Below are 16,594 nucleotides of genomic sequence, written 5' to 3' on the forward strand. Positions count from 1 at the left end.
ACCTCCTTTTTTACTAAATTTTTTCTTTTTCAATTTCTACATCTAAACAGAGCCCTCTTAATTCATTCAACAATACATCAAAAGAAACAGGTAAAGAGGGCTCAGGTGCCTCTTCTCCTCTTATAACTGCTTGATACAATCTATTTCTCCCTTTAACATCATCGGACTTAACTGTTAAAATTTCTTGAAGTGTATAGGCTGCTCCATATGCTTCAAGTGCCCAAACTTCCATTTCTCCAAATCTCTGTCCTCCAAATCTTGCCTTTCCACCTAAGGGTTGCTGTGTTATCATTGAGTAAGGTCCTACAGCTCTTGCGTGAATCTTATCTTCAACCATATGAACAAGCTTCATCATATAAATGTAACCAACAGTAACCTCTTGGGCAAGAAATTCACCGGTTCTCCCATCTCTGATTTTTACTCTTCCATTAGGTGGCAAACCAGCTTCCCTTAATTCTTTTTCTATTTCATCAATGGTCATACCTTCAAAAACTGGACAGGCATAATACACTCCCTTTTTCTTCGCTGCCCAACCAAGTATTGTTTCAAGAACCTGTCCAATATTCATTCTTGAAGGAACACCAAGCGGGTTTAACACAATGTCAATAGGCGACCCATCCTCAAGGAAGGGCATATCTTCAACAGGAGCAATCTTAGCAACAACTCCTTTATTTCCGTGTCTTCCTGCAAGTTTATCACCTACTTTCAATTCTCTTTTGTGGGCAACATAGATTTTAATCAGCATGTTAACACCATAAGGAAGTTCATCACCAATTTCAACAAGTTGCTTTCTTGATTCATATGTTTTTTGTATTTCTTCAAGTTTTTCATTTGCTTTTTTTGTAAGTTCTATAACTTCTTTCTCTTCCTTTTTACCCCCTAAAAATCCTTCTTCAAAAACTACATCGAGGTATTTAGTTCCTCTAAAGAAATCCTCATTAAATGTGCTACCCTTTCTTAAAAGAATTTTACCTCTTTTATTTCTAAGGGAAATTTCTGTTCTCTTACCAAGCAAAATTTTAGAGAGCATATCTCTAAGTGAATATATTACCTTTTCCCTTTTTCTCAAAAATTCCTCTTCTAGCTTTTGCCTTCTTTCTCTTATTATCTTTTTAGCAAGAGGATGATCAAAATTTCTTGTTAAAATTACTACATCAACCACAACACCCTGAACTCCAGGAGGTACTCTTAAAGATGAATCTTTAACTTCTCTTGCCTTATGTTCAAAAATTGCTTGAATTAATTTATCTTCAGGAGAATATTCCTTTTCTCCCTTTGGTGAAACCTTTCCTACAACAATATCATCTGGTCCAACCTCTGCTCCAATTCTGATAATTCCATATTCATCAAGATTCTTTAAAGCTTCCTCACTTATATTTGGAATATCTCTCGTTATTTCTTCTGGTCCCAATTTTGTCTCTCTAACAGCTGTTTCAAGCTCCTTTATATGTATTGAGGTAAATACATCTTCTTTAACAAGCCTTTCAGAAACCACAATAGCATCCTCAAAATTATAACCATACCAGGGAATAAAAGCAACAAGTAAGTTTCTTCCAAGAGATAACTCTCCCATATCCGTAGCTGCGTTATCTGCAAGAAGATCTCCTTTTTTAACTCTATCTCCAGGCTTAACCCTTACTCTATGATGTAAAATTGTTTCCTGATTTGTTTTTTTAAAGTTTGTCAAATAATATATGTCAAGATCCTCTTCCTCAAAGGGATCTGTTTTTGAAGGCTTATCCGGTTTTATAACAATTTTTTTAGCATCAGCCTCAAGAACAATACCATCCCTTTTTGCAAGAAGCACCATTCCCGTATCATATGCTATCTTTCTTTCCATACCTGTTCCTACTAATGGGGCTTCAGGTTCAATAAGTGGAACAGCCTGTCTTTGCATGTTTGAACCCATAAGAGCTCTATTAGCATCGTCATGTTCCAAGAAAGGAATTAGAGAAGCCGAAGGAGAAACAAGCTGTCTTGGTGAAACATCAATAAAATCTACTTCTTCTTTTCTAACAGTAGGATAACCTCCTCCAAATCTTACAGGAACAAAATCCTGAACAATTTCACCTTTTTCGTTAATTTCTATATCCGCAGGTGCTATTTTATAATTCTTTTCTTCAACAGGTGTCATAAAAACAATTTCGTCTCTTACTTTTCCATTAACCACTTTTCTTAAAGGGGTTTTTATGAAACCGAACTCATCAACTTCAGCATAGGTTGTTAAAGAAGTAATAAGACCTATATTCTGACCTTCAGGAGTTTCAATTGGACAGAGCCTTCCATAATGGCTTGGATGAACATCTCTAACCTCAAAACCTGCTGTTTCCCTTGTTAAACCTCCTGGACCTAAAGCTGAAAGTCTTCTTTTGTGAGTTAATTCAGCCAGAGGGTTTGTCTGGTCAAGAAACTGGGATAACCTGTTAACTGTAAAAAAGGACTTTAAAAGATTTGCAATAATCTTTGGATTGATGAGCTGTCTTGGAGTCATAATCTGATCTCTCTCTGAAAGCATTTTTTCCTTTATGTTCCTCTGAAGTTTCATAAAAGCCATCCTTAGATGATTTGTAAGAAGCTCACCAACCCTTCTTACTCTCCTATTTTCAAGGTGATCTATGTCATCAGGCTTTTCATTTCCATTATATAAATCAAGAAGTTTTTTGAAAAGAGCTATTAAATCTTCTTTAGTTAATTCGTGAACATTCTCATCAATGTTCAGTCCAAGTCTTGCATTAAGTTTATATCTTCCAACAGCTCCAAGCTCCATTCTAACTTTTGAAAAGAATGTCTCATTAAAAAATTCTTCTGCTTCTTCTAAGCTTGGTGGCGCAATATATTTTAGCAACCTGTATATAGCATTAAGGGCATCATATCTTGTTTTAGCCCTATCATGGCTTATTGTAGTCACAATAACATCAAGACCAGGGGTTCCTACATTATAAACCTTTACATTTTGAATACCCAATGCCTCAAGACCTGCTATAACTTTTTCTGTAATTAAATCCAAGGTATCATAAAGGAGCTCACCCTCTGGGCCTGTTATCTCCTCGGCAAGTATATAAAGTTCTGGTTCAATTGATTTTATAGGCTTTAATTCTGGTTCGCCAAAGAACAGTTTTAAAATATCTGAATTGGTATCATACCCCATTGCTCTTATAATCCTTGTAACTGGAAATCTTCTTCTTTTAAGAATAGTAACTCCAAATACTTTCTGAGAATCTATTGAGAATTCAATCCATGGGCCTCTATAGGGAACAAAAAGAGCAATATATTTATATTTTCCCTCTTCCTGATCTATATCAAAATAAACTCCAGGGGATCTGTGCAATTGGTTAACTATAACTCTTTCAATACCGTTTACAATAAAAGTTCCTCTTTGAGTCATTAGAGGCAAATCAAGAAAGAAAACTTCCTCTTCCCTTACTTTTTTTGTTTTACCTGTTTCTATATCAAGTTCTCTTAAAAGAAATTTAACATAAATAGGTGCACTGTATGTTAAATTTTTTTCAATACACTCTTCAGGAGTAAACCTTGGCTTTTCTACCCTGTATCCTACATATTCAAGAACAAATTTTTTACCTGGATCTTCAACCGGGAAAAATTCCCTAAAAAGACTTTCTAAACCAACATCTTTTCTTTTTTCTGGCTCAACATCTTCCTGAAGAAACTCCTTAAAAGAACTTATTTGAATTTTTAATAGATCCGGTATGGGTAAAATTTCTTTTTTTGTTCCAATTCTTTCTCTTAACATTTTAAAATTTATAAAAAGTTTTCTGCCGGTATTGGACCGGCTTTTTTATATTTTTTATATCAAGAAAAATTCCTTTTTATTTTAACTCTACTTTAGCACCAAGAGCTTCAAGTTTTTTCTTTATTTCTTCAGCCTCTTCCTTTGATACACCTTCTTTGATAGGTTTTGGAACAGAATCAATCAATTCTTTAGCCTCTTTAAGCCCTAAACCTGTTATTGCTCTTACTTCCCTTAAAACCTTTATTTTTTCAGCTCCAGCATCTTGGAGAATCACAGTATATTCAGTTTTTTCTTCCTTTACTTCAGCAGAAACCACACTAGGGACAGCACCAGGAGCTGCTGCAAAAACAGGAGCTTGTGCGGACACTCCGAATTTTTCTTCAAGTTTCTTAATTAACTCCGCAAGTTCCAGTACTGTTAAGTTTTCTATTCCACCTATTATCTCTTCCAAGGTTAATTTTTGTGCCATTTTTAACCTTTTAAAAAATTAATCAGGGATTAGAACCCTCTTTTTTGTTTTTAATTTCAACCAAAACATATAAAAGATTTCTTAAAAGTCCATTTAAAACAAATAAAAATCCATAAAGAGGCCCCCCCATTCTTGAAAGTAAATTTTGTATTAATACATTCCTGGGAGGTAATTTTGCAAGTATGTTTACATCTTCCTCGGATATTATTCTGCCTTCTATATAACCACCCTTAATTTTTCCCTTTTCCTTCTCTTTTGAATATTCATAAAAAACCTTTAAGGGTGAAACAGGATCATCATAAGCCAAAAGCAGAGCAGAAACACCAGTAAGAAACTTTTCAATCCCTTCTATTTTCAATTTATTCAGGGCTATTTTAAATAGAGTATTTTTACCAACTTTTAAAAGTCCTTTTTCCTCTCTTATTTTTTTTCTTAATTCGTTGAGCTCAGCCACATTAAAACCGGTAAAATCAACCACATACATAGCCTTAACATTTTCCAAAATTTTTGTGAAACTTTCAACAGATTTAATTTTTTGTGCTGAGGGCATTATGTTTTCCTCCTTCTTGCTTCTTCAATTGAATAATTTAAATCTATTTTTAAACCAGGACTCATAGTTGTTGAAAGGGTAATTTTCTCAATATAATTCCCCTTTACACCTTGTGGTCTTGCATTTAAAACTTCATTTAAAAAAGCATAAAAATTTTCAATCAACTCTACTTCAGAAAAAGTTACCTTACCAATCGGAGCATGAATATTACCTGTTTTATCAACCTTAAACTCTATCCTTCCCTTTTTAAGTTCTTTCACAACCCTTCCTATATCTTTTGTAACAGTCCCTGTTTTAGGTGAGGGCATTAAACCTCTTGGACCCAAAATTTTACCCAGTTTTGAAACTTCTTTCATAGCTTCAGGTGTTGTAACAACAACATCAAAATCAAGCCAGCCCTGATTAATTTTATCTATATATTCTTTAAATCCAACATAATCAGCTCCAGCATCAAGAGCTTCTTTTTCTCCCTCACCAGGAGTTAAAACTAAAACTCTAACCTTTTTACCAGTTCCATAAGGCAAAAGACATGTTCCTCTAACCATCTGGTCAGCCTTTCTTGGATCAACATTTAACTTGATAGCACATTCAACTGTTTCTGGAAATTTAGCTGTCGCAAGTTCCTTTAAAAGAGGTATAGCTTCTTCAGGTTTATAATACTTATTTCTATCTACTTTTTCAAGTAAAGCCAAAAATCTTTTACTATGTTTTGGCATTTTTACCTCCTTTAAGATTCTACAACTTCAATTCCCATACTTTTTGCTGTTCCTTCAATAATCCTCATAGCTGCTTCCAAGGTAGTTGCATTTAAATCATTCATCTTCATTTTAGCAATCTCTTCAATATCCTTTTTTGTGACTCTACCTACTTTAACCTTGTTGGGCTCTCCAGAACCCTTTACTATTTGAGCCTTCTTTTTTAATAGAACAGATGCCGGAGGTGTTTTCAAAACAAAATCAAATGACCTATCCTTATAAACAGTTATAACAACAGGGATGATAAGCCCTGCTTCCATCTTTTTTGTAGCTTCATTAAACCTTTTACAGAATTCCATTATATTAACTCCGTGCTGCCCAAGAGCAGGGCCTATGGGAGGAGCAGGATTGGCCTGCCCCGCAGGTATTTGTAATTTTATTTGGGTTACTATTTCTTTTTTTCCCTTCATTTTTTACCTCACTCTTTCAACCATATCAAAATCAAGGTCAGAAACCATTGTTGCTCTTCCAAAAATTGTTACAACTACATTTAATTTTCCTTTATCAGGGAATACCTTATCAACTATACCTGTGAAATTTTCAAAAGGTCCAACAAGAATTCTAACCTTATCTCCTGGCAAAAAAGGACTTTCTGCCTTTCTTCTTTCCTGCTCCTCTTTTATTGTTAAAAGAAGTTTTTCAACTTCCTCTCTCTTAAGAATTGGAATATCTTTCGTAGGGTCTCTTGCGAGTAATGGCCTTAAACCTGCATAATTTTGAAGCATTGTAATAACTTCCCTTGCATCCTTTTTTATTTCAACAAGCACATATCCAGCAAAAAGGGGCTTCTGGTGTGGCACTCTTCTTCCGTCCTTCAAAATTCTAATTTTTGTCTCTGTAGGAACGAGAACCTGCTTTATTTTATCTTTTAAATTTTTTTCCTCTATAAAATTTTCAAGGATTTTTTTCACTTTGTTTTCCCTTCCTGACAGTGTCCAGAAAACTATCCACTGAGTTTCTTCTTTTAAATCTTTTAAATCTTTCATTTTAGTATTAAACCAATTAGTCTTGAAAAAATAAAGTCAAGCAGAAAAATAAAAATAGATACAATAATCGAAAATATAATTACACCTATAGTAGCACTCATAACTATTTTTCTTTCAGGCCATGCCATTCTATCCATTTCCACCTTTACCTCACGCAAAAAATTTATAAATTTTAAAACTGGATTCATATTTATTACTTAATTTTAGTTTCCTTATGCACCGTATGCTTTTTACACCATTTACAGTATTTCTTTATTTCCATTTTTACCATCTTTTTATCCTTTGATTTTGTAATTCTATAATTCCTTCTTTTACAAACTGAACAGGTTAAAAAAAATAATTCCCTCATTCAGAGGTAATTCTCCTTCTATTAAAAACAGGCCCGGAGGGATTTGAACCCCCAACCATCGGATTTGGAATCCGACGCTCTACCTTGTTGAGCTACGGGCCTATTTGGGGTGTTTAATTATACAATATTAAATTCAATTTGTCAAGTAAATGTACAATTTATATACATATTAGAATAATAATTGTTCCTTATATAATTTTTCAAAAAGTATTCAAGGGGTGAAAAAGTGTTAAAGACTTGATGTTGTTTTGCATAAAAAAATTTTTCCTTTTATTTATAATCTCAATGTTTCAGATGCCACTTCTTTTACCTTATAAAATACCATTTACCTCATATGGCACCAAAAATAAATAGTTCCTTATTTGTCCTTTCTACTAAATTTACCTATTAACTATAACTTTTAAAATTTTTTCCTCCTTATTGTATTTTAAAAAATAAATACCCGGGCAAATTCCATCCACGGATAATGAAATTTTTGAATTTAATTTATTCACCATATAAGTTCTAACTTTCTCACCAAGAACATTATAAAGTTCAAATTGACTTATTTTATCTTTAATCAAAGGACTTAATTCAATCTTTATTTCGTTTTTAACAATATTATTTAATAATCTGAATTCTTCTTTTGAAAAATCTTTCTCCTTTATTCCTACTCCATAAAATTCATAAATCTGTAAACCAGCAGCAAAATCAGCAACATAGGCATAATTTCCTGAAACATAAACATCAAATGCATATCCAGGTGTATCATAATATCCTGCTTCATATGGTGATGAAGGATCTGAAATATTTATTATCCTTAAACCAGCATCAAGATCAGCAACATAGGCATAATTTCCTGAAACATAAACACCACATGCAGATCCAGGTGTATAATAATATCCTGCTTCATATGGTAGTGAGGGATTTGAAATATTTATTATCCTTAAACCAGCATAATCAGCAACACAGGCATAATTTCCTGAAACATAAACACCCCGTGCCGAGCCAGGTGTATCATAATATCCTGCTCCATATGGTGATGAAGGATTTGAAATATTTATTATCCTTAAACCAGCACTCCCATCAGCAACATAGGCATAATTTCCTGAAACATAAACACCACATGCCTGTCCAGGTGTATCATAATATCCTGCTTCATATGGTGATGAAGGATCTGAAATATTTATTATCCTTAAACCAGCATCATAATCAGCAACATAGGCATAATTTCCTGAAACATAAACATCCCATGCCTGGTCAGGTGTATCATAATATCCTGCTTCATATGGTGATGAAGGATCTGAAATATTTATTATCCTTAAACCAGCATCATAATCAGCAACATAGGCATAATTTCCTGAAACATAAACACTAAATGCATATCCAGGTGTATCATAATATCCTGCTTCATATGGTGATGAAGGATTTGAAATATTTATTATCCTTAAACCAGCATCATAATCAGCAACATAGGCATAATTTCCTGAAACATAAACATCACATGCATATCCAGGTGTATCATAATATCCTGCTTCATATGGTGATGAAGGATTTGAAATATCTATTATCCTTAAACCAGCATAAGCATCAGCAACATAGGCATAATTTCCTGAAACATAAACACCATATGCAGATCCAAGTGTATCATAATATCCTGCTTCATATGGTGATGAAGGATCTGAAATATTTATTATCCTTAAACCAGCATAATCATCAGCAACATAGGCATAATTTCCTGAAACATAAACATCACATGCATATCCAGGTGTATCATAATATCCTGCTTCATATGGTGATGAAGGATTTGAAATATTTATTATCCTTAAACCAGCACTCCCAGCAGCAACATAGGCATAATTTCCTGAAACATAAACACCGTAAGAATAGGTTGGTGTGAAATAATAACCCAGTTTGATTGGATTTGATGCATCTGTAACATCCCATATCTCAAGTCCACCCTGTCTTGCTGCAATATATAATCTCTTATTTACTGATTCATAAAAAAGACCATAAACAATCCCCCTTGTATGAATTTTTTCTGAAACTTTTTGAGGATTAGAAGGATTTGAAACATCTAAAATATATACACCACCACGTGAACCTAAAAATACAAGATTTCTTGAAGGATCAAAAGAAACTGCATAAGAAGGACCAAATGGCCAGTTACCTATGAATCTGACATTCAGTGAATCAAAGCCTCCTTTTACCTCTTTTTTATCAACAGGGAACCCATTTATTATTTGGATTATTATAAATACCCACATATTTAACCTCCTTTTAATTTTAACAATTAAATTTTGCTCCAAATTTATTTAAAAAGTCAAAACGATGTAGAATACCATAACATTTTAGACTGATAAGGATTATTAATATATGTTTTTAAAAAATAAAAGAAGGGGAGAAAAGTTATTTAAAGATTTATGAGGTTTTTTAGTATTATAAAAGAAAAGGTAATTGATTAACTCAATATTGAATTTTTTTTGTTCAATACGATTACAAGGAGTGTCTACTAAATGTTATTGATTTTGCTTTTTCCATAAATCTACTGTAGCCATTCTTAACTCCAAAAGCATCTTTTGTTGCCTCGCCGCATGTTTTTCAAAAAATTTGATAATCTCAAGTCTCTTTAAAGCAACCCCCCTTACTTTTTCCTCCCTATCTAATATTTCTTTAAAATTTTTTAGAGAGTTCTTTTTTAATCTTTTTTCTTTCTTCTCAAATGCTTCAAAATATCCTCAAATATCTTTAAAATCTTGCCCAGCAAAAAGAAATTGAGGGGATAAAAAGAAAAAAGGGATTTCCGATTATCCTTCCAAAAATCCACAGTTCGTGTTATCAAAATTGGCTACCGATATTAAACAACTTTCAAACCATATTTCTGAAATTTAAAAATGAGATTTATCACACAATACAAACAAAAATAAAGTAACAGTTCTCAGGCTCGAACGATCGCCTTTGGCAATTTTCCTCGCACTGCTTTCCCTTTATATCCTATAATTCCATTGAGAGAGTTTATTCTTATTTGTTCCAATTCGCCTCGTTAGATGTTTCTATCAACATTGTAAGCCACCATTAAAAATCTTTATCATTAACTTCTCGTGGATAAAAATTCTTAAGAGAACTTATTTTTGTGAATTTTTTTCATATAACGGCTGAGCGTATCTGAAGTTCCGAGCGAAGCGAGGAATTTGGACTACTCTTGAAGGCACAGACTCAAATACGCTCGGTTAGGCGACAGGAACAAATGTGAGGGCAAACCACGATAGTGGCGAAGCGTTTTGCTTGGCGGTATTTCTATCATTTCTTTCATTTCTCGCCGTTTAGATTACTTTCGAGAAATTTTAAAACGACTCCTCTTTTTAATTGTTCATGACAGAATTGATTTTGATAGTTTCTAAGACAACCATAACAACTTGTTTCCATACCACAGGAACAATTTTTCACCCGAGCCAAAGCACTTTTAAGAACTTCACTAAAGTTCTCCTCATCCATTAAGCGTTTCACATGCCCAGCCCCACCAGGAACATTGTCAAATAGAATAAGCATAACTCCCTCCTCAGAGGGATAAAGGCAACCATCTAAATCTTGCCTTCTTATTCCAAAGGCTTGACTTGCACCTTCAAGAATTGCATAAAGCGAAGAATACCAAAAACTATCATCTTCTTGTCTAACCTGTGGTTCTTCAAAAAATATAGAAAGTACATCCGTTTTAAAAGTATGTCCAAGATGTGACGGTCCCCTTAGTGGAGATGAACACTCTATTCCGTAAGGCGTTTTATGTTTTCCTCTTTGCTTTTCAGAAAAGGCTGCTCCGCAAGTAAAACAAATCCAAAATCCAACTCCTTTTCCTCCTTTACAGATAACAGCTAATTCACCATCTGTGGAATACCTACACTTGATCTTGAATTTGCCGATAGAAAATTCCTTTTTTTCAGGAGTTTTATACGAAAAGAAATAAGGTCTTGTAGTAAATTCTCTCTTAGGCCGTGTCTCACCTGGTTTTCTTGGCTTAAAATCTTTAGAAGTTACAAAACCAAATATAGGTGTAATGAATTTGTACACTTTTTCCCGTGGAATACTTCCATGACACACGAAAGAAGGTGGCGTCTCCTCAATTGTACCTGTTTTGATGTAAAATCGGCCACATTGACCGCAAATAGCATACCAATAAATTGGCCAAGTTTTATTCTTTACAACTCTTAAACCAGCACTTTCCCATACATATCCATTTGCAACCACCTGGCTACTAGGTGCAAATTCTGAGATTGCTATGCGTAAATCCCTTTCTAGTTGTATATTCTTAGAGGCAGGGATATGGGATAAAATGGCGAGCTCTACAACATCGACAGGAAAACCATATTTTGGGATAACAATATGTGATGCGAGAAAATCTATAAGTTGTTTTCTTTTGAGCTCTTCTAATCTTCGGCTTGCCCAATCCATATCGTTATTTAATTCATTTCTCTTTTTCTGATTAGTCGTGCCTTTCCACTCTTCTTCCTTGTTCTTATAATATTCTTTTAAACGTATAAATTCATCTCTTATTTTTTCATCAGCAATAGTAAGTGCTCCATCCTTGCCAATTAGTCTATCTGCCCAACCCCAATTTTCTATATCAAATATGGCATGGAGGTCATAAGGGATAATCCTCTTTAATGACTTCAAAATAGACTTTGGCTTTGTTTTAAGATATTCTCTCAATTTTTCTGTTCCTGAAGTTTCTTTACTTTCCAGTTTAAAGAATGATTCTACACTTCCGAAATAATCGGGATAATTTCTAAAGAAGTCTGCTAAAACAACAGAATAAAGATGGCGAGAGATGATTTTTTCATTGCGGATTTCAACTGCAGGCGGTTTTATTCTTCCTTCCACCATTTTCTCAGACTCTTTAAAGTATGTAAGGTCGTGCGAACGGAGTTGGGCAAAAGTCAATGTAAAACCTATAGTATCAAGTCTTCTGCCTGCTCTTCCAGCCCGTTGAATATAATTTGATGGCTCGGGTGGAACATTACGCAGAAATATTGCTTCTAACTCGCCAAGGTCAACTCCTAATTCAAATGTTGTTGAGCAACTTAACACATTTATTTCTCCTTTTATAAATTTCTGTTGAATATTTGATGCATAATCTGTGGTAAGTTGAGCTGTATGCTCGTGCGATGTCATCTTTACAGGAGAAATTTTAGTATAGAGGTAGCGATAGTGATTTTTCAAAATCTCATCTCTATTTTGTGCATCTATTGGTTCAAGATTACCATTGCAGTTGAAAGTAGGACAAATTTCTTTCACACTTATAGGTGTAATTGTCCCGCATCGATCGCATATAAACCATGGAGAATTCTGATCTTCTTGAATAATTTTCCAATATTTATAGTCAAGTTTATAAAGCACTCCGTCCCTTGAATTACTAAATTGATGGATACCTTTTCCAGTCCAGTTTCTGCTAAGGTCTTCCCATATTTTCCCTAAAAGTTTTCTACATTCCTCATTGTCATCACTTTTCTTAGTAATCTTCTTATATAATTTGATTAAATATTCTAACCTTGCATTTAACTTCCCAGGAGCAGGAATAAAAGAATATATTCCTTTTCTTATATCAGAACCCTCGCCTCTAAATTTATACTCCTTGTTTCTTGGAGAAAAGAATTCGTCTTGAGGGTCTGGACCATCTTCGGGAAAAGTAATAGCCATATTGAAACGCAGAGTGTTAAGCAATACTTGGTATATAGCTATTGCCTCTTCATTACTAAGATTCCATGGAGGCTCTTGTAATTCTTTAATCGGTTTCCAATCTTTAGGGATAATAGGTATAAACGATACTAATCCAACTCCCTCTATGGAATTTCTTCTATCCCAAATGCCGCAAAAATCTTGAAGAATCCATTTCCAGGTCTCTTTTTTCTTCTCTTTTTTATCTATGTCTGAGTCAAACACATTACTTTCTTCAGCAAGTTGTAAAACATCTTCGCATAGTGATTTAAGTCTATAATCAGATTCGGTTCTATTTTTCTGTAATGCCTCAACAATCAATCGCCGAAACAGAATCCTTTTGTATGTAAATTCCAGATATGGAGCAAAGAATGCAGCATCCTGCCTGCTATCTGAAAAGATAAGTATTTTTTTCTCCTTTATGCTTTCCTTTTCAAGATTCTGGTATAAAGCTGTAGCCAATACTGCAGCTGGTGCATCTTGTTGAAAAATGAATTCTCGAACGATGTCAATAGAACGCAACCCGCACAAATAACATTTATTAAGGATACTACCCTTAGGGGTAATCTCGATCAAGGTTCGTATCGTGTTACTTTCGTGGTTACAAGCGCATACAGGTTTGTCATCCCATATTGCTCCGCATTTTATACATAATTTCCAAGTTTTACCTCTTTCAGTAATTTCCTCAGGCACTGCAACTTCTTGGTCTTCATCATCCTCTAATTGGGTATCCTCTTCCCACAAAAGAAAGAATTTGTTTCTCCTTAAAGTGTCTACCTCAGCTAAAGAATGCTTCAATTTTCCTTCCTTAACATCACCAACCAAATATTCTTGTCCACATCGGCGACAAGATGCCAGTTCAAAGACTGGATAGCCCTCTTCCGTTAATTCTCGTCTTTCCAAAAATATTTTTGGTTCAGGGTAAAGTGAGACAAAAATACCCTCCGGTGCCCGTACAAACAAATGGTAGCGTGCAGGAAAAATGGGGGAGGATTCTCTATCAGGGCGAGCACGAACAGCTAAATTGATAAGGCTGATGACATGCTGGCGGTCTTCATCCGATAACATATCCTTCCCAGCAATTTGTTTAATACAGTCCTCTAAATTTTTTGGTCCTTCCTCTAATATACTTTTTAACTTTGTAACTTTTTCATCCTTTGAAAGGATCTCATAAAGAAACCTTTTGACATCGCCATTGCACTGCTTTTTTGACTCATTCAAAATATCTTCTGAGATACCAAATTTTTTACAGATTTCGTAACATTGCTCTAATATAGAATCTTCAGATTTTTCTCGAATTACCCTATCTAACTCCGAGTATAACTGGATCGGGTAATTGATAGTGGGTTTTTCAATTTGAGTTTTAATCTTTTCACCTTTTATTACATCTTGTCGTTGAGGATCCTGTGGTTCATATTCAAATTTTTCTCCAAATAGTTTTGTAGCAAACTCTGCTACTTTGCCAAAATCCTCCTCTTCCTTTACCAGGGTAGCGCTGGTTGCTATACATTGTAGATCACCCTCCATATTTTTACAAACTCTGTCTTTTAAACGGCGAATAAGCATGGCCATTTCAATACCAGAAGCTCCGCTGTAGATATGTGCCTCATCCAGGATTAAGAATTTCCAATTCTTTGCGTATTCGCCATCAAAGAAAGGCGAATCTTGCGGTCTTAAAAGTAAGTATTCAAGCATTGCATAGTTTGTTATAAGGATATGGGGTGGATTTTCTCGCATTTCCTCTCTTGAGAGAAGCTCACTTTTTACAGGTTCTACACCTGGATTTCTAAACCTAAATTGTGCTTCCCCTTCTTTCTTACTTTCTGGTGTATCTCCCACATATCTGCCAAAGGTGATATTCACATCTTGTAGTTTCTTTTCCATAATTCTTGCAATTTCTCTTAGTCTTCGCAATTGGTCATTTGCCAATGCATTCATAGGATATAACAGAAGTGCACGCACCCCTGGTGTAAGTTTACCTTCTTCATATTCCCTCAGAAGATGGTTAAAAATAGGTATAAGAAAGCATTCAGTTTTTCCACTTGCAGTGCCAGAAGCAATAACCACATTACGACCATTAAGTATCTTTCTAATTGCTTTTTCTTGATGCAAATATAGAGGACTGTTACGCAAATAAGGAAGGGCACCATAAATAACCTCTTCTAATTTCTCGGTTAGTACCCCTTCTTTAATCAAATCTCTCAGATAACAACCCCTTTTAAATGGTGGTGTTGCTTCTAATATTGGACCATTCGTAAACCAGAACTTCTCAGCTTCCTGGCGAAATAGTTTACGCAGATTTGCATCTCTTAAACGAAAAGTACTTGTTAAATATCTAACATAACTTTCTCTAATATTCTGTGTTACTTTAAGCGGATCTATTGCCATTTTTATTTACCTCCTTTTAATGATTTTAAAATTTCAACATTCTTTGAATATATGCTTTTTCTTCGTTTATCAAATGGAATATTTAAGCGACGAATATCATTCATATCCATGCCAGCTTCAATTATTTCTCCTTTACTAAAACCTTTACCTTTTCTAATCCTTCCAGCACCACCCATCACATCAGGTCTTATATTTTTCATGTTTTTTCTCTTCTTCGAAAGTTCAACTGTGACTGAGGGCATTAGTGGTTTATCCTCGCGTTTCTCTTTTGTTATCCCAGGTAAATGTATAACATCAACTTGGTTTAATAATTTTTTGTCTCCTGCTATTCGAATTTCCAACCTGATAATCATTCTTTCGTTATTTTTCTTGATAGTATCATAAAACTGATTTAGTAATAGGTTATATGTCATATCTTTTCTTATAAATTTTGCTTCTTGCAACTTTTGGCCATTTGTTTCGAGAATAGCCAAAAGATCATATTTTGTATCAAAATCATTTGTGCAAATCATAAGATAAAAATCTGTTCCGGTAACCAATTCCTCTCTTTGTATGTGTAGAGGTTTATCATACCATGTTTCGTCTTTTGAAGTTTTCCATTTTAATCTCTTGAGAGTTATTTGGAAACCCGTTTTGGTCTCTGGTTTATCTTTTTTCACGAGTGAAAAACGAAGAACATTTTGTTCTGGTGAAAGTTCAACCTGATAGCCATTTTCTAAATACTTGTATTGGAACACTTTGTCAATTATTAACTCCCAATCCTGAAAATCTCTTTCCCAAAGAATTTGGATAATTTCTTGCTTATGCCCTCTGTTTGCCTCTGGGATTATAAGGCTTCTCGGATATATTAATTGAAGATAGGGGATATAACGAAAGAATAGCGTCTCAGCAGGAAATCCATCTTTCTGTTCGCAGATATCCACCTGAAATTCTCCACATTCGCAAGGTAGGTAATCGGGTAGTTTTAACTCTAACGGCTCACTGCCTGTCCAATTCTCGGTAATAACTTTATAACCTGCCTGCCTATTTTGGATCCAGATTACCCAGCCCGATGGATTTACTGTTGGTGCTTTTATTTTGATGCTATTACCTGCAAATAGGGGCATTTGATTTTTGAAATCATCCTCAATTAATGCATCAGATTCTACCAAAAAAGATAGCTTACAAGGTATTTTCAACTCTTCTTCAGTTTGCCTGTTCTTTATCACAAGTTCATTGGTATTTTTTAAATTAATACATATTAGCTTGTATTTTTCCCAAATCCATCTTTCGTAAATTATATCTGGATCAATGCTTGATTCAAAATCTTCCTTAAGAAGGAACCAAACATTTTTTCTGGGAAGAGGATTAATAATCCCTTCCTCATTATATAGGTAATGCATTCTACCGCGGTTATTTCCTGTCGCAATAAATGGATATAGAATTTCATTTCTGTGTTTATAAATGTAAACTCTTCCTTGAAGTTCATCTGGATAAACAATCTTAAACTCCTTTAATGGTTCTTCTAAATATTTTCTTTTTTCCTTTACTGTTATAATGCCTTGTTCATTCTTGCTTACTCTTACAGAAATAGTTTGTTCATTTCCATTATTTAACAGCAATTTATAGGATAGTTGCCGTGGAATATTGTTTATCGCTTTGAATTTCTGCTCTGGTAT

At 34.3% G+C, this 16,594-nt stretch carries 11 protein-coding genes and 1 tRNA gene; all 12 read right to left on the reverse strand.

Annotated features, from left to right (window positions below; genetic code table 11):
* Positions 1 to 13: 13 nt before the first annotated feature.
* A complete protein-coding gene (gene rpoB, locus ABIN17_05475; protein ID MEO0284509.1) occupies positions 14 to 3,751 on the reverse strand; it encodes a DNA-directed RNA polymerase subunit beta in 3,738 nt (1,245 codons plus the stop codon).
* A 76-nt stretch (positions 3,752 to 3,827) separates the two neighbouring features.
* Entirely contained in the window at positions 3,828 to 4,220 is a 393-nt protein-coding gene (gene rplL / locus ABIN17_05480) for a 50S ribosomal protein L7/L12 (GenBank protein ID MEO0284510.1), read from the reverse strand.
* 22 nt (positions 4,221 to 4,242) lie between these two features.
* Positions 4,243 to 4,770, reverse strand: coding sequence for a 50S ribosomal protein L10 (gene rplJ, locus ABIN17_05485; GenBank protein MEO0284511.1), 528 nt, complete (start codon positions 4,768 to 4,770; stop codon positions 4,243 to 4,245).
* Positions 4,770 to 5,486, reverse strand: a complete 717-nt coding sequence (rplA, locus tag ABIN17_05490) for a 50S ribosomal protein L1 (protein ID MEO0284512.1) — start codon at positions 5,484 to 5,486, stop codon at positions 4,770 to 4,772. Before rplA ends, rplJ begins: the two co-directional genes overlap by 1 nt.
* Positions 5,487 to 5,497: 11 nt before the next feature.
* On the reverse strand, positions 5,498 to 5,935 hold the full coding sequence (gene rplK / locus ABIN17_05495; GenBank protein MEO0284513.1) for a 50S ribosomal protein L11: 438 nt from the start codon (positions 5,933 to 5,935) through the stop codon (positions 5,498 to 5,500).
* A 3-nt stretch (positions 5,936 to 5,938) separates the two neighbouring features.
* Positions 5,939 to 6,511: a transcription termination/antitermination NusG family protein gene (locus ABIN17_05500; GenBank protein MEO0284514.1), complete on the reverse strand. Its 573-nt coding sequence runs from the start codon at positions 6,509 to 6,511 to the stop codon at positions 5,939 to 5,941.
* The gene (gene secE / locus ABIN17_05505) at positions 6,508 to 6,699 is read right to left on the reverse strand and encodes a preprotein translocase subunit SecE (GenBank protein MEO0284515.1); all 192 of its coding nucleotides are present in this window, start codon (positions 6,697 to 6,699) and stop codon (positions 6,508 to 6,510) included. Before secE ends, ABIN17_05500 begins: the two co-directional genes overlap by 4 nt.
* Positions 6,700 to 6,704: 5 nt before the next feature.
* Positions 6,705 to 6,860, reverse strand: a complete 156-nt coding sequence (gene rpmG, locus ABIN17_05510; GenBank protein MEO0284516.1) for a 50S ribosomal protein L33 — start codon at positions 6,858 to 6,860, stop codon at positions 6,705 to 6,707.
* Between the two features lie 28 nt (positions 6,861 to 6,888).
* A tRNA-Trp gene (locus tag ABIN17_05515) sits at positions 6,889 to 6,962 on the reverse strand.
* Positions 6,963 to 7,240: 278 nt separating this feature from the next.
* Positions 7,241 to 9,106 (reverse strand): T9SS type A sorting domain-containing protein, encoded by a 1,866-nt coding sequence (locus ABIN17_05520; protein ID MEO0284517.1) that lies wholly within the window; start codon positions 9,104 to 9,106, stop codon positions 7,241 to 7,243.
* Between the two features lie 1,042 nt (positions 9,107 to 10,148).
* Positions 10,149 to 14,936, reverse strand: a complete 4,788-nt coding sequence (locus ABIN17_05525) for a DEAD/DEAH box helicase (protein MEO0284518.1) — start codon at positions 14,934 to 14,936, stop codon at positions 10,149 to 10,151.
* A gap of 2 nt (positions 14,937 to 14,938) precedes the next feature.
* Positions 14,939 to 16,594 (reverse strand): hypothetical protein (locus ABIN17_05530; GenBank protein ID MEO0284519.1); only part of this gene is annotated, 1,656 nt, incomplete at its 5' end.

It is taken from the genome of candidate division WOR-3 bacterium (assembly GCA_039803925.1).
Classification (GTDB): domain Bacteria; phylum Hydrothermota; class Hydrothermia; order Hydrothermales; family JAJRUZ01; genus JBCNVI01.

What these genes read in the sequence shown, in the direction of transcription:
- rplJ (MEO0284511.1), bottom strand. Translation starts at nt 4,770, where the DNA reads ATGCCCTCAGCACAAAAAATTAAATCTGTTGAAAGTTTCACAAAAATT.
- ABIN17_05500 (MEO0284514.1), bottom strand. Translation starts at nt 6,511, where the DNA reads ATGAAAGATTTAAAAGATTTAAAAGAAGAAACTCAGTGGATAGTTTTC.
- ABIN17_05525 (MEO0284518.1), bottom strand. Translation starts at nt 14,936, where the DNA reads ATGGCAATAGATCCGCTTAAAGTAACACAGAATATTAGAGAAAGTTAT.
- rplK (MEO0284513.1), bottom strand. Translation starts at nt 5,935, where the DNA reads ATGAAGGGAAAAAAAGAAATAGTAACCCAAATAAAATTACAAATACCT.
- ABIN17_05520 (MEO0284517.1), bottom strand. Translation starts at nt 9,106, where the DNA reads ATGTGGGTATTTATAATAATCCAAATAATAAATGGGTTCCCTGTTGAT.
- rplL (MEO0284510.1), bottom strand. Translation starts at nt 4,220, where the DNA reads ATGGCACAAAAATTAACCTTGGAAGAGATAATAGGTGGAATAGAAAAC.
- rpmG (MEO0284516.1), bottom strand. Translation starts at nt 6,860, where the DNA reads ATGAGGGAATTATTTTTTTTAACCTGTTCAGTTTGTAAAAGAAGGAAT.
- rpoB (MEO0284509.1), bottom strand. Translation starts at nt 3,751, where the DNA reads ATGTTAAGAGAAAGAATTGGAACAAAAAAAGAAATTTTACCCATACCG.
- rplA (MEO0284512.1), bottom strand. Translation starts at nt 5,486, where the DNA reads ATGCCAAAACATAGTAAAAGATTTTTGGCTTTACTTGAAAAAGTAGAT.
- secE (MEO0284515.1), bottom strand. Translation starts at nt 6,699, where the DNA reads ATGAATCCAGTTTTAAAATTTATAAATTTTTTGCGTGAGGTAAAGGTG.